Raw genomic sequence first — 13,664 nt, 5'->3', positions numbered from 1 at the left:
TCACCGCCATGGCCGACACCCTCGACCCGGCGAACCTCCGCGCGGTCTTCAAGGCGTACGACGTGCGCGGCACCGTGCCCGACCAGGTCGACGAGAACCTCGCCCGCGCCACCGGCGCCGCGTTCGTGCGCGTGACCGGCGCGGCCACCGTGGTCGTCGGGCACGACATGCGTCCCAGCTCGCCCGGGATGGCCGCTGCGTTCGCGGACGGCGCGAGCGTCGCGGGCGCCGACGTGGTGATGATCGGGCTCGCCTCGACCGACCAGCTGTACTTCGCCTCCGGCCACCTCGGCCACCCCGGCGCCATGTTCACCGCGAGCCACAACCCGGCGCAGTACAACGGCATCAAGATGTGCCGCACCGAGGCCCAGCCGATCGGCATGGAGACCGGGCTCGCCGACATCCGCGACCTCGTCGAGGAGGGCGTCAAGCCGCACGGCGGCGCGCGCGGCGAGATCAGCGAGCGCGACGTCCTCGACGCGTACGCCGCCCACCTGCTCGGCCTCGCGCCGGTCGAGGGACGCCGGCTCAAGGTCGTCGTGGACGCCGGCAACGGGATGGCGGGGCACACGGCGCCCGCGGTGTTCGAGCGGCTCTGGGACGCCGTGGAGCTGATCCCCCTGTACTTCGAGCTCGACGGCACGTTCCCGAACCACGAGGCGAACCCGATCGAGGCCGAGAACCTCCGCGACCTCCAGGCCCGCGTGCTCGCGGAGGGCGCCGACGTGGGGCTGGCCTTCGACGGCGACGCCGACCGCTGCTTCGTGGTCGACGAGCAGGGGCGGGCGGTCTCGCCGTCGACCCTCACCGCGCTGATCGCCACCCGGGAGCTCGCCAAGGAGCCCGGCGCCACGGTGATCCACAACCTGATCACCAGCCGCGCCGTACCCGAGATCGTCGCGGAGCGCGGCGGCACCGCGGTCCGCACCCGGGTCGGCCACTCCTACATCAAGGCCACGATGGCCGAGACCGGAGCGATCTTCGGCGGCGAGCACAGCGGCCACTTCTACTTCCGTGACTTCTGGCGCGCCGACTCCGGGATGCTCGCGGCCCTGCACACCCTGGCCGCGCTCGCCGAGACCGACCGGCCGCTGTCGGGACTGCTGGCGGAGTACGAGCGGTACGTCGTCAGCGGCGAGATCAACAGCACCGTCGCCGACCAGCGCGCCGTGATGGCCGAGATCGAGGCGGCGTACGCCGGCGCCGACGGCGTCACCACCGACCGACTCGACGGGCTCACCGTCACCCACGCCGACTGGGCGTTCAACGTCCGGCCGTCGAACACCGAACCGCTGCTCCGGCTCAACGCCGAGGGTCGCGACGAAGCCACCATGGCGCAGGTGCGCGACCGCGTCCTCGCCGAGATCAGGAGAGACCGATGAACGCCCCGAACCTCGACCCCGCGCTGCTCGAGATCATCGTCTGCCCGGCCTGCCGTTCCGGCCTGGACCTGGTCGCCGAGGAGCTGGTCTGCAGCGGCTGCGGGCTGGCCTACCCCGTCCGCGACGACATCCCGGTGCTGCTGGTCGACGAGGCCCGCAAGCCGGCCTGAGTCACGACGATGGCGACCTGGTTCGACGAGTCCCGCCTCGACGACGCGGCGGTGCTGGAGGCCGTCGACGGTGCGCTCCGCGTGCTCGCGGAGTCCGGTGCCCGCGTCCGCCGGGCCGCCGGTGACGCGGCCGAGGCGACCGCCGCGGCCGTGGCCCGTGCCGAGGAGCTGGCCCGTCCACGGGCGGTGATCGCCGCCGGCCCCGACTCGCGGCTGCTGCGGGCCGTCCTCGAGCCGTGGTGCCCGGTGCCGTTCGTGGCCTGGCCCGGCCCGGCGCTGCCCGGCTGGGCGGGGAGCCTGGACCTCGTCGTCGTGCTCGCACCCGACGGCTCCGACCCCGGCACCGCCTCCGCGGTCGCCGAGGCCGTACGCCGCGGCTGCCAGGTCGTGGTCGCGTGCCCGCCGACGTCGATGGTCGCCGAGCACGCCGCCGGCCGGTGGACCACGATCCTGCCGACGACCACCCACGACCAGCTGGCGACCGCGGTGGTCGTGCTCGAGTACCTCGACCGCGTGTCGCTCGGCCCTCGTGCCGACGCCGAGCAGGTCGCCGAGGCGCTCGACGCCGTCGCCATCGAGTGCTCGCCCCACCGCGACCTGGCGGTGAACCCGGCCAAGGTGCTCGCCATCGCGCTCGCCGACAGCAACCCCCTGGTGTGGGGAGGCTCGGTGCTCGCCGCCCGCGCCGCGCGCCGGGTGGCCGAGTCGGTGCGCCGCGCCAGTGGGCGGACCGCGCTGGCGGGTGACGCCGAGCACCTGCTGCCGGTGCTGGAGGCCGCGCGCCAGCGCAACCTGTTCGACGACCCGTTCACCGACGGCGTCCCCGAGCGGCGGCCGATGCTGCTGGTGCTCGACGACGGGGCCGAGGAGCACGTCGTGCGCGAGCAGCGCGGCCGGCTGCAGGCGGCGGCCGCGGCTCGTGGCCTGCGGGTCGAGACCGTCACCACCGACGCGGCCACCGAGGTCGCTCGCTACGCGTCGCTGCTGCTCAGCGGCACCTACGCCGCGGAGTACCTGCGGATCGGACTGGTCGAGGACTAACGCGCCGCGCACCCGGGTAGGAGACCCGCGTGCCGACCTCCACCCGTGATCCCTGGTTCGACAACGCCAAGATGGCGCTGGTGACCCTCGTCGTCATCGGGCACGCCTGGACGCTGCTGCCGAGCACCGGCATGGTCGAGCACCTCTACGACTTCCTCTACGCCTGGCACGTCCCGGCGTTCGTGTTCGTCACCGGCTACCTCTCCCAGCGCTTCGCGTACACGAAGGAGCGCACCTGGCAGCTGTTCCGCACCATCGTGGTGCCGTACCTCCTCTTCGAGACCGCGCTCGGCCTGTTCCGCGTGTACGTCGGCGGCGAGGAGCTCGACGACCTCTTCCGCGACCCGCACTGGCCGATGTGGTACCTCGCCGCGCTGTTCTTCTGGCGGCTGCTGACGCCGATCTTCCGGCCGATGTGGGGTGGCGTGGTCGCCGCGGTCGCGATCAGCCTGGTGGCCGGGATGTACGCCGGCGACACCCTGGACCTCGCCCGCGTCCTCGGCCTGCTGCCGTTCTTCGTGATGGGACTCAAGGCCACAACCGAGCGTCTGGAGTGGCTGCGCCGCAAGCCCACGCAGGCGGCGGCGGTCTGCACCCTGCTCGCGCTGTGGGTGCTGACCACGTGGACCGACGTGTGGGCGAGCACCGAGTGGCTCTACTACCGCTCCCGCTACGACGAGATGGGCTACGCCGACGACCTGAACGCGCTGCTCACGCGGGCTCTGGTGCTGCTCGTCGGCACGCTCGGGGCGGCGGCGTTCCTGTCGCTGGTGCCGCGCACCTTCGGCTGGTTCACGAGGATGGGCGCGGCCACGCTGGTGGTCTACCTGTTCCACGGGTTCTTCGTGAAGGGCGCGTCGTACGCCGGCTACGGCGGGTGGGCCGACGAGCACGCCCCGATCGCGTTCGGCGTGACCACGCTCGCCGCCCTCGCGCTGGCGCTGGCGCTGGCCTGGAAGCCGGTGTCGTCGCGCCTGGTCGACCTCGTGGACCCGTTCGGGTACGCCGAGCGGCACATGAACCGCGCGGTCGACCTCACGATCGCCAAGGACCAGGTCCAGCCCGAGGTGGAGGCGACCGTGCGCGAGGACGTGTTGACCTCCCGATAGCCTTCGGGCATGGCTGGAGGCTTGTTCGCGCTGCTCGACGACGTCGCCGCGCTCGCGCGGCTCGCTGCCGCATCCGTCGACGACGTCGGCGCCGCAGCCGGCCGCGCGACCACGAAGGCCGCCGGTGTCGTGGTCGACGACACCGCGGTGACACCGCAGTACGTCCACGGCGTCGCCGCCGAGCGCGAGCTCCCGATGATCCGCAAGATCGCGTGGGGCTCGATCCGCAACAAGCTGCTGTTCATCCTCCCCGCGGCGATGCTGCTCAGCCAGTTCCTGCCGTGGCTGCTCACGCCGATCCTCATGGTCGGCGGCAGCTACCTCTGCTACGAGGGCGCGGAGAAGATCTGGGGCCGGATCCGCGGCCACGAGCACCACGACGTCGTCCTCGCCGGCAGCGGCGCGGAGGCCGAGAAGCAGATGGTCTCCGGCGCGGTCCGCACCGACTTCATCCTCTCGGCCGAGATCATGGTGATCGCGCTCAACGAGGTCACCGACGAGCCGTTCCTCAGCCGGCTGGTGATCCTGGTCGTGGTCGCGATCGCGATCACGATCGCCGTGTACGGCGTGGTCGGCGTGATCGTGAAGATGGACGACGTCGGCCTGCACCTGGCCGGCCGCCGGTCGGCCGTCGCGCAGAAGGTCGGCCGCAGCCTGGTCGCCGCGATGCCGCGACTGCTCAAGGTGATCTCGGTCGTCGGCACCGTCGCGATGCTGTGGGTCGGTGGCCACATCGTGCTCAACGGCACCCACGAGCTGGGCTTCGACCTGCTCTACGACTTCGTGCACCACGTCGAGCACGACGTCGAGCACGCGGTCGAGAGCTTCGGCGCCGTCCTCGGCTGGCTGACCAACACCGTCTTCTCGGCGATCTTCGGCCTCGCGCTCGGGCTGGTGCTGATCGCGGTCCTGCACGTGCTCCCGCTCCCCAAGAAGGACCACGCGGCGCACTGAGCCGTGCCCTGAGCCGGGCATGGACGTGGCGAGGGGGATCCCCTCGCCACAACCAAGGTATAGCCGACCCCGGGGCTTGCGGCAAGACCCCCGGGCTGCCTCAGAATCGCCCGTCGTGACGTCTGCCTTCGCGCTCCCCGACCACCTGACCGCCAAGGCCGAGCCGGCCCTGATCACCGCCGACGAGCGGCACTTCGCGGCGATCGCCGACAGCCTCGAGCACGCGATCGCCGACCTCACCGAGCGGCTCGACGCGGCCCGCCGGGCTCCCGGCGGCACGGGCCAGGAGGCGATGGACCGCGACCAGGAGGTGCACCGGCTGACGGCGCGGCTGCGGGCCCTGCGCCGCTTCGGCTGGGACCTCTGCCTGGGGCACATGGTCCCGGCCGACGGGCAGGAGCCGGTGTACGTCGGCCGCCTCGGCCTCACCGACCGCGACGGCCGGCGGCTGCTGGTCGACTGGCGCTCGCCGGTGGCCGAGCCGTTCTTCGGCGCCACGCACGCCGACCCCATGGGCCTGGCCTTCCGCCGCCGCTACCGCTGGACCCGCGGCCGGATCACCGACTACTGGGACGAGGTGTTCACCGCCGACGGGTTCGACGGTCACGCCGCCGCCCTCGACGACCAGTCGGCGTTCATCGCCAGCCTCGGCAGCAGCCGGTCGCCGCGGATGCGCGACGTGCTCGGCACGATCCAGGCCGACCAGGACGCGATCATCCGCGCCGGGTCCCGGGGTGCGCTCGTGGTCGACGGCGGGCCGGGCACCGGCAAGACCGTCGTGGCGCTGCACCGCACGGCGTACCTGCTCTACTCCGACCCGCGGCTCGGGCACCGGCGCGGCGGCGTGCTCTTCGTCGGGCCGCACCAGCCCTACCTGGCCTACGTCGCCGACGTGCTCCCGAGCCTGGGGGAGGAGGGCGTGCAGACCTGCACGGTGCGTGACCTGCTGCCGGAGGGCGCGCACGCGGTGCCCGAGGCCGACCCCGAGGTGGCCCGCCTGAAGGCGTCCGTCGCGATGGTGCGGGCCATCGAGCCGGCCGTCCGGCTCTACGAGGAGCCGCCGACCGAGGCGATGGAGGTGGAGACGCCGTACGGCGACATCTGGCTGAGCCCCGCCGACTGGGCCGAGGCGTTCGACGCGCCGGACCCCGGCACCCCGCACAACGAGGCGCGCGACCAGGTCTGGGACGAGCTGCTCACGATCCTCGTGAGCAAGGTCGACGACGAGGAGGTTCCCGAGGACCAGCTCAGGCGGGCGCTGCGCCAGAACCGCGGCCTCACCGCGGCGCTGACCAAGGCATGGCCGCTCATCGAGGCGACCGACCTGGTCGGGGACCTGTGGGAGGTGCCGGCGTACCTGCGGATGTGCGCGCCCTGGCTCAGCCCGGAGGAGGTGCGGCTGCTGCAGCGCGAGGACGCCCGCGCCTGGACCACCTCCGACCTGCCGCTCCTCGACGCCGCGCGGCACCGGTTGGGTGACCCCGAGGCGTCGCGGCGGCGGCGCCGGCAGGAGGCCGCGGTCGCGGCCGAGCGGGAGCAGATGGACCGGGTCGTCGACGAGATGCTCCAGCTCGACGACGAGGACGGCATGTGGGCCCAGCTGCGCCAAGACGGCATCCGGGACGCGCTCGTCGACCCCGACGCCGTGCCGGCCGCTGACGCCGACCTGCTGGCCGGGCCCTTCGCGCACGTCGTGGTGGACGAGGCGCAGGAGCTGACCGACGCGGAGTGGCAGATGCTGCTGCTGCGCTGCCCGTCTCGCAGCTTCACGATCGTGGGGGACCGCGCCCAGGCCCGGCACGGGTTCACGGAGTCGTGGGAGGAGCGGCTCGCCCGCGCCGGCCTCGAACGGGTCACGATGGCGTCGCTGAGCATCAACTACCGGACCCCGGAGGAGGTCATGGCCGAGGCGGAGCCGGTGATCCGGGCCGCACTGCCCGACGCCAACGTGCCGACCTCGGTCCGCAGCAGCGGCGTACCCGTCCACCACGGCCGGGGCGACGAGCTCCGCGCGATCCTCGACACCTGGCTCGCCGAGCACGCCGAGGGCACTGCCTGCGTGATCGGCGACCCGGAGTTCGTCGCGACGTCCCGCGTCCGCTCGCTCACCCCCGAGCTGGCGAAGGGACTCGAGTTCGACCTGGTCGTCCTCGTCGATCCCCCGTCCTTCGGCTCCGGCATCGAGGGCGCGGTGGACCGGTATGTCGCGATGACCCGCGCGACGCAGCGGCTCGTGGTCCTCACCGGCGCCTGAGGTCCTTCGAGGATTCTCAGTTTGCGCGAGGCACGACCTACGCTCGGATTCCGCAGCCAGCACTCGTCGCAGAGACCCGCAGGAGCAGACATGGACTTCAAGGTCGCCGACCTCTCCCTGGCCGACTTCGGCCGCACCGAGATCCAGCTCGCCGAGCACGAGATGCCCGGCCTGATGGCGATGCGCGAGCGCTACGGCGCCGAGCAGCCCCTCAAGGGTGCGCGGATCGCGGGGTCGCTGCACATGACGATCCAGACCGCGGTGCTCATCGAGACGCTGGTCGCGCTCGGCGCCGAGGTGCGCTGGGCGTCCTGCAACATCTTCTCGACCCAGGACCACGCGGCCGCGGCCATCGCCGTCGGCCCGAACGGCACCGTCGACGACCCGCAGGGCGTCCCGGTCTTCGCGTGGAAGGGCGAGACCCTGGAGGAGTACTGGTGGTGCACCCGCCAGATCCTCGACTGGGGCAACGACCAGCCGAACATGATCCTCGACGACGGTGGCGACGCCACCATGCTCGTCCACCTCGGCGTCCAGGCCGAGAAGACCGGCACCGCGCCGGACCCGGCCACCGCCACCAGCGTCGAGCAGAAGGTCGTCTTCGAGGTGCTCAACGAGCAGCTCGCGGCCAACGCGTCGTACTGGACCCCGAAGGCCAACAGCATCAAGGGCGTGACGGAGGAGACCACCACCGGTGTCCACCGCCTGTACGAGATGATGAAGGAAGGCTCGCTGCTCTTCCCGGCCATCAACGTCAACGACTCCGTCACCAAGTCGAAGTTCGACAACAAGTACGGCTGCCGCCACTCGCTCATCGACGGCATCAACCGCGCCACGGACGTCCTCATCGGCGGCAAGGTCGCGGTCGTCTGCGGCTACGGCGACGTCGGCAAGGGCTGCGCTGAGTCGCTGCGCGGCCAGGGCGCCCGCGTGATCGTCACCGAGATCGACCCGATCTGCGCGCTGCAGGCGGCGATGGACGGCTACCAGGTCACCACCCTGGACGACGCGCTCCCGGTCGCCGACATCATCATCACCGCGACCGGCAACAAGGACGTCGTCACCGTCGACCAGATGGCGCGGATGAAGCACCAGGCGATCGTCGCCAACATCGGCCACTTCGACAACGAGATCGACATGGCCGGCCTCGAGGCGCCGGGCGTCGCGGTCCGCAAGAACGTCAAGCCGCAGGTCGACGTGTGGACCTTCCCGGCCGGCAACTCGATCATCGTGCTCTCCGAGGGCCGCCTGATGAACCTCGGCAACGCGACCGGCCACCCGTCGTTCGTCATGTCGAACTCGTTCACCAACCAGGTCCTCGCGCAGATCGAGATCTTCACCAAGCCCGAGGACTACCCGGTCGGCGTCTACGTGCTGCCCAAGCACCTCGACGAGGAGGTCGCGCGCCTGCACCTCGACGCGCTCGGCGTGAAGCTCACGACGCTGACCGACGACCAGGCGTCCTACCTCGGCGTCGACGCCGCGGGTCCGTTCAAGCCCGAGCAGTACCGGTACTGAGCACGTCGTACACCGCCGGCGGCGACCGGCGGGCTGGCACTATGGTCAACATGAGCGAGCCCGTCGGCGCCCCATCCGGCCCCCCGATCGAGACCACCGGCAAGGGCCGGATCCTGGTCGTCGACGACGACGCCTCGCTCGCCGAGATGCTCACGATCGTCCTGCGCCAGGAAGGCTTCGACAGCAGGATGTGCGGTCGCGGCGACGACGCGATGGACGAGTTCCGCGACTACAAGCCCGACCTCGTCCTGCTCGACCTGATGCTCCCGGGCAAGGACGGCATCGACGTCTGCAAGGAGATCCGCGCGGAGTCCGGCGTCCCGATCGTGATGCTGACGGCCAAGGGCGACACCGTGGACGTGGTGGTCGGGCTCGAGTCCGGCGCCGACGACTACGTCGTCAAGCCGTTCAAGCCCAAGGAGCTGATCGCCCGGATCCGCGCCCGGATCCGGCGCTTCGACACCCCGGCGCAGGAGACGCTGACGATCGGGGACCTCGCGATCGACGTCGCCGGCCACGCGGTCACCCGCGCCGGCGCCCCGATCAGCCTCACGCCGCTCGAGTTCGACCTGCTGGTGTGCCTGGCCCGCCGGCCCTGGCAGGTGTTCTCCCGCGAGGTGCTGCTCGAGCAGGTCTGGGGCTACCGGCACGCCGCCGACACCCGCCTGGTGAACGTGCACGTGCAGCGGCTGCGCTCCAAGGTCGAGCACGACCCGGAGAACCCGGAGATCGTCGTGACCGTGCGCGGCGTGGGGTACAAGGCCGGAACGGCGTAGGGCCAGGGCATGGTCCACCTGGTGAGGCTCCCGCGGCTCCCGGAGCCGACCCGTCGGGCGCTCACGTTCTGGCGCCGCTCGATCCAGGCCCGGGTCGTGATCAGCACCGTGCTGCTGTCGGCCGTCGTCTTCAGCGTGGTCGGCTGGTTCCTGCTCCAGCAGACCCGCGACGGTCTGCTCGAGAACCGGGTCGACGCGGTGGTCGCCGAGGCCAACGGCGGTACGGCGGCCGCGCGCAAGCTGCTCGACTCCGCGGTTGGCACCGACAGTGACGCCGACACCCAGCGCCAGCAGCTCGCCGCGACCATCATCCAGCGCGGCGAGACCCGCGGCTTCTCCGCGGTGCTGTTCGGGCCGTCCGAGCCCGGGAGCCGGATCGTCGACGGCGGTGCGACGTTCACGCCCGGCCTCGACACCAGCAGCGTCCCGGACTCCCTGCAGGCGCACTTCGACCAGGACACGTCGACCGCCTGGACCTACACCGACATCGAGACCACCGACCCCGACGGCACGACCTCCGAGGAGCCGGGCATCGTCGTCGCCTCCCAGGTGACGCTGCCGGCGGACTCCGAGACCTACACGCTGTACTACCTCTTCCCGCTCGACGAGCAGGCGGAGACGCTGGCGCTGGTGACGCGGGCGCTGCTGACCGCCGCGGTCCTGCTGCTCGTGCTGGTGGCCGGGATGACCTGGCTGGTGACCCGGCAGGTGGTCACGCCGATCCGGCTCGCGCGCCGGGTCGCCGAGCGGCTCGCGGCCGGCCAGCTCCAGGAGCGGCTCAAGGTCTCCGGTGAGGACGACCTGGCCCGCCTCGCGACGTCGTTCAACCAGATGGCCAGCAACCTGCAGCGCCAGATCCGCCAGCTCGAGGAGCTCAGCCGCGTGCAGCGGCGGTTCGTCTCCGACGTCTCCCACGAGCTGCGGACCCCGCTCACCACGGTCCGGATGGCCAGCGACGTGCTGCACGACGCGCGTGCGGACTTCGACCCGGTCACCGCGCGGGCCGCCGAGCTGCTCCAGACCGAGCTCGACCGGTTCGAGACCCTGCTCGCCGACCTGCTCGAGATCAGCCGCTTCGACGCCGGGGCCGCCGTGCTCGAGGTCGACAACCTCGACCTCGGCGCCGTCGCGCGCCGGGTCGTCGACGCCACGGCGCCGCTCGCCCAGCAGCGGGGCGTCCGGGTCGTCGTGCGGGCGCCGGAGGAGCCGTGCCTGGCCGAGGCGGACGTACGCCGGGTCGAGCGGATCGTGCGCAACCTGGTCACCAACGCCATCGACCACGCGGCCGTGGACGGCGAGGACGCCGGCATCGTCGTCCAGGTCGCCGGCGACGACCACGCCGCGGCGATCGCCGTACGCGACCACGGTGTCGGCCTCGCGCCGGGCGAGTCCTCGATGGTGTTCAACCGCTTCTGGCGCGCCGACCCGGCCCGTGCCCGCACCAGCGGTGGCACGGGCCTCGGGTTGTCGATCGCGCTCGAGGACACGCACCTGCACGGCGGCTGGCTGCAGGCCTGGGGCCGACCGGGCGAGGGCGCCCAGTTCCGGCTCACCCTGCCCCGGCGCGCCGGCAGCGTGCTGCGGCACAGCCCGCTGCCGCTGGTCCCGACCGACGTCGCGGAGCCGGTGTCGTGAACCGCGCGCTCGCCTCCGCCGTCGCCGCGGGCCTGGTGCTGCTCGCCGGGTGTGTCCGGGTGCCGACCGAGGGCCCGGTCGAGGAGACCCGGTCCGAGGGCCGGGTCGGCTCCGACCCGGGCGTCTTCATCGACCCGCGGCCGCCGCAGGCGGGCGAGGGGCCGGCCGAGATCGTCGACCACTTCCTCGACGCGATGCAGGCCACCCCGATCCAGACCCAGACCGCACGCCAGTTCCTCAGCCAGGACGCCGACGCGGTGTGGGACCCCGGCCTCGAGACCATCACCTACGCCGAGCCACCGGCGCCGGTCGAGACCGCGGACGGCGTCCAGGTGACCCTGACGGGAGCCGACCGGCTCGACGGCCGCGGCGCCTGGCAGGGTCCGCTGCCCGCGGACCAGCGCGAGATCACGTTCCCGATGGTCATGGAGGACGGCGAGTGGCGCATCGACGCCGCTCCCGACGCGCTCATCGTCCCCGAGGACTGGTTCGAGTCCCGCTACGTCCCGGCGTCGCTGTACTTCTTCGACCCGACCGACAGCATCCTCGCCCCCGAGCCCATCTACGTCCCCAAGGGCGAGCAGCTCGCGTCGTCGCTGACCAAGGCGCTGGTCAAGGGCCCCGGCGACGAGCTGGGCCGGGTCGTGCAGAGCGCCGTCCCGGCCGAGCTCGAGGTCGTGGTCGGCGTCCGGGTCTCGGCCGAGGGCGAGGCCGTGATCCCGCTGGCCGGTGAGGCCCAGCTGACCGCGGCGACGATCGAGCTGATGATGGCCCAGTTCGCGTGGACCCTGCGCCAGGACGCCGCGATCGAGAGCATCCGGGTCACGCTGAACGGCGACCCGGTGCCGCTGCCGGGCGGGGTGACGTCGTACCGCGTCGACGGCGGCGGCGAGTTCGACCCGGCGGGCTTCCAGGCGAGCCCGCTGCTCTACGGGCTGCGCGACGGCAGGGTCGTCTCCGGCACCCCGAGCGGGCTCTCCCCGGTCGCCGGCCCGCTCGGCACCCGGAACCTCGGCCTGCGCTCGATCGGCACCAGTCTCGACGCGACCGCGGTGGCCGGCGTCGGCGGCGAGGGCACCTCGCTGCTGCTCGGCGAGCTCGGCGACAGCGCCGAGTCGATGCGCGTCGAGTCCGTCGTCGAGAACGCCACCGACCTGCTCCGCCCGTCGTGGGACTTCGCCGACCGCGCCTGGGTCGTCGACCGGACCACCGCCGGGGCCCGCGTGCTGTACGTGTTCGAGGGGCGCGTCCAGGGGCTGCGCGTCCCCGGCCTCACCGGTGCGAACGTCCGCTCGTTCCAGGTCTCGCGCGACGGCACCCGCCTGGTCGCGGTCGTGCGCCGCGACGGCAGCGACGCGCTGGTCGTGAGCCGGATCGAGCACTCGCCGACCGGACGCGTGGTGGGCGCGACCCGCGCCGAGCGGATCGGCACCGGCGGCGAGGCCAACCTGCCGATCCGGTCGATCACGTGGAGCTCCCCGGCGCGCATCGCGATGCTGATCCCGCTGACGCCGACGCTGGCGCACGTCGAGCTGGTGTCGGTCGACGGCTCACCCGCCGTGCCCGAGGCCGCGACGGCCTCCATCGAGGAGCGGCTGGTCTCGCTGGCGGGGTCGCCGTACCCGGACGAGCCGCTGTACGGGCTCGCGCGCGGCACCCTGGTCGAGGTCGTCGACCAGAAGTCGACCTCGATCGACCCCGGCGTCACGACGCTCGTGTACGTCGGCTGATCCACAGGCCGGCCGGACCGGGTTGAGCCGCCGGCGCCGGTGCGGTGGCATCGGGGCATGCTCCTCGACGGCGCCGCCGACCTGCTGCTCGGCGGCTCCTGCGCTGGGTGCGCCCGCCCCGGGCGGTCGCTGTGCCGCGCGTGCGCCGCGCTGCTGCCCGCCGAGCCACGGCCGGCCTGGCCGGACCCGGTGCCGCCCGGGCTGGCCCCGCCCTGGACGGCGGGGGAGTACGACGGCGTCGTCCGCGCGCTGCTGCTCGCCCACAAGGAGCACCGCGTGCTGGCGCTGCGCCGCCCGCTCGCGGGGCTGCTCGCCGACGCGGTGGCCGGCCTGCTCGGTGACACCGGCCGCGGCCCGGTCGTGCTGGTGCCGGTCCCGTCGCGTCCCGGCGTGGCCCGGGCTCGCGGGCACGACCCGACGACCGCGGTGACCACCCTCGCGGCCCGGCTGCTGCGCTCGGGGGGCGCTGACGTGGTGCCCCGCTCGCTGCTCCGCAGCCGCCGCGGTGTCGCCGACCAGGCCGGCCTCGGCGCGGCCGACCGCGCGGCCAACCTGGCCGGCTCGATGCGGTGCCGGCCGGGCGCGCTGCGCCGGCTCGCGGCGACCCGCCCCCGGGCGTGGTTCGTGGTCTGCGACGACGTGCTCACGACCGGCGCGACGGCCCGGGAGGCGCAGCGGGCGCTGGAGTCGGCCGGCCTCGCCGTGGCCGGGGTGGCGACCGTCGCGGCGACCCGGCGGCGGTCGACGGGCGTGTCCGCAAGGTCACCTGAAACTGGACCCGCCTGACCCTTTTGTCGTCGTCGGCAGCGGACTAACGTCTGTGCATGGAGTCCGTCCGGGTCCGTGGTTGCGTCGTCGGGACGCCCCGGTCCAACCGGGAGCCCGCACGGCAAGCCGATGCCAGTCGCAGGCAAAACGGTCCACGTAACCAGGTCCTGCTCACGCAGGGCGTGGGATCACGGTGCGGCTTAGTGGTAAGTCCTGCCTCGGCCCCGTCGCCAGATGCGACGACGGCCGGGAGAAGGCCAGTAGTGGCATCCAAGCTGCGAACGTCTCAGCAGGCGATTGTGGGGTCGAAGACCAGGTCGGCCGGAC

11 protein-coding genes are annotated in these 13,664 nt (G+C 72.9%); all 11 read left to right on the top strand.

The window, feature by feature from the left end; all coding sequences use genetic code 11:
- Nucleotides 1-8: 8 nt before the first annotated feature.
- The 11 genes from ABD875_RS10750 (at nucleotide 9) to ABD875_RS10700 (ending at nucleotide 13,355) form a co-directional block, all read left to right on the top strand.
- Nucleotides 9-1,382 carry a phosphomannomutase/phosphoglucomutase gene (locus tag ABD875_RS10750; protein ID WP_345175578.1) on the top strand — a complete coding sequence of 458 codons (1,374 nt, stop codon included), beginning with the start codon at nucleotides 9-11 and terminating at the stop codon, nucleotides 1,380-1,382.
- Nucleotides 1,379-1,552, top strand: a complete 174-nt coding sequence (locus ABD875_RS10745; protein WP_345175570.1) for a Trm112 family protein — start codon at nucleotides 1,379-1,381, stop codon at nucleotides 1,550-1,552. The genes ABD875_RS10750 and ABD875_RS10745 overlap by 4 nt, the downstream gene beginning before the upstream one ends.
- A 9-nt stretch (nucleotides 1,553-1,561) precedes the next feature.
- The gene (locus tag ABD875_RS10740; RefSeq protein WP_345175563.1) at nucleotides 1,562-2,593 is read left to right on the top strand and encodes an SIS domain-containing protein; all 1,032 of its coding nucleotides are present in this window, start codon (nucleotides 1,562-1,564) and stop codon (nucleotides 2,591-2,593) included.
- Nucleotides 2,594-2,622: 29 nt separating this feature from the next.
- Nucleotides 2,623-3,702, top strand: a complete 1,080-nt coding sequence (locus ABD875_RS10735; protein WP_345175556.1) for an acyltransferase family protein — start codon at nucleotides 2,623-2,625, stop codon at nucleotides 3,700-3,702.
- Between the two features lie 9 nt (nucleotides 3,703-3,711).
- Complete coding sequence (locus ABD875_RS10730; protein ID WP_345175547.1) at nucleotides 3,712-4,656, top strand: DUF808 domain-containing protein; 945 nt, start codon at nucleotides 3,712-3,714, stop codon at nucleotides 4,654-4,656.
- Between the two features lie 115 nt (nucleotides 4,657-4,771).
- A complete protein-coding gene (gene helR / locus ABD875_RS10725; RefSeq protein ID WP_345175540.1) occupies nucleotides 4,772-6,910 on the top strand; it encodes an RNA polymerase recycling motor ATPase HelR in 2,139 nt (712 codons plus the stop codon).
- Nucleotides 6,911-7,000: 90 nt separating this feature from the next.
- A complete protein-coding gene (gene ahcY, locus ABD875_RS10720) occupies nucleotides 7,001-8,428 on the top strand; it encodes an adenosylhomocysteinase (RefSeq protein WP_345175532.1) in 1,428 nt (475 codons plus the stop codon).
- Nucleotides 8,429-8,469: 41 nt separating this feature from the next.
- Nucleotides 8,470-9,204, top strand: a complete 735-nt coding sequence (gene mtrA, locus ABD875_RS10715; RefSeq protein ID WP_425576189.1) for an MtrAB system response regulator MtrA — start codon at nucleotides 8,470-8,472, stop codon at nucleotides 9,202-9,204.
- A gap of 21 nt (nucleotides 9,205-9,225) precedes the next feature.
- The gene (mtrB, locus tag ABD875_RS10710) at nucleotides 9,226-10,839 is read left to right on the top strand and encodes an MtrAB system histidine kinase MtrB (RefSeq protein WP_345175506.1); all 1,614 of its coding nucleotides are present in this window, start codon (nucleotides 9,226-9,228) and stop codon (nucleotides 10,837-10,839) included.
- Nucleotides 10,836-12,569: an LpqB family beta-propeller domain-containing protein gene (locus tag ABD875_RS10705; protein ID WP_345175487.1), complete on the top strand. Its 1,734-nt coding sequence runs from the start codon at nucleotides 10,836-10,838 to the stop codon at nucleotides 12,567-12,569. Before mtrB ends, ABD875_RS10705 begins: the two co-directional genes overlap by 4 nt.
- 57 nt (nucleotides 12,570-12,626) lie before the next feature.
- Complete coding sequence (locus ABD875_RS10700) at nucleotides 12,627-13,355, top strand: ComF family protein (protein WP_345175480.1); 729 nt, start codon at nucleotides 12,627-12,629, stop codon at nucleotides 13,353-13,355.
- Nucleotides 13,356-13,664 lie beyond the last annotated feature (309 nt).

It is taken from the genome of Nocardioides caricicola (assembly GCF_039541135.1).
Taxonomy (GTDB): domain Bacteria; phylum Actinomycetota; class Actinomycetes; order Propionibacteriales; family Nocardioidaceae; genus Nocardioides; species Nocardioides caricicola.
Note: the sequence above shows the minus strand (reverse complement) of the source record. Positions and strands in the feature narration are given on the sequence as shown.

What these genes read in the sequence shown, in the direction of transcription:
- ABD875_RS10750 (WP_345175578.1), top strand. Translation starts at nt 9, where the DNA reads ATGGCCGACACCCTCGACCCGGCGAACCTCCGCGCGGTCTTCAAGGCG.
- ABD875_RS10745 (WP_345175570.1), top strand. Translation starts at nt 1,379, where the DNA reads ATGAACGCCCCGAACCTCGACCCCGCGCTGCTCGAGATCATCGTCTGC.
- ABD875_RS10740 (WP_345175563.1), top strand. Translation starts at nt 1,562, where the DNA reads ATGGCGACCTGGTTCGACGAGTCCCGCCTCGACGACGCGGCGGTGCTG.
- ABD875_RS10730 (WP_345175547.1), top strand. Translation starts at nt 3,712, where the DNA reads ATGGCTGGAGGCTTGTTCGCGCTGCTCGACGACGTCGCCGCGCTCGCG.
- ahcY (WP_345175532.1), top strand. Translation starts at nt 7,001, where the DNA reads ATGGACTTCAAGGTCGCCGACCTCTCCCTGGCCGACTTCGGCCGCACC.
- mtrA (WP_425576189.1), top strand. Translation starts at nt 8,470, where the DNA reads ATGGTCAACATGAGCGAGCCCGTCGGCGCCCCATCCGGCCCCCCGATC.
- ABD875_RS10700 (WP_345175480.1), top strand. Translation starts at nt 12,627, where the DNA reads ATGCTCCTCGACGGCGCCGCCGACCTGCTGCTCGGCGGCTCCTGCGCT.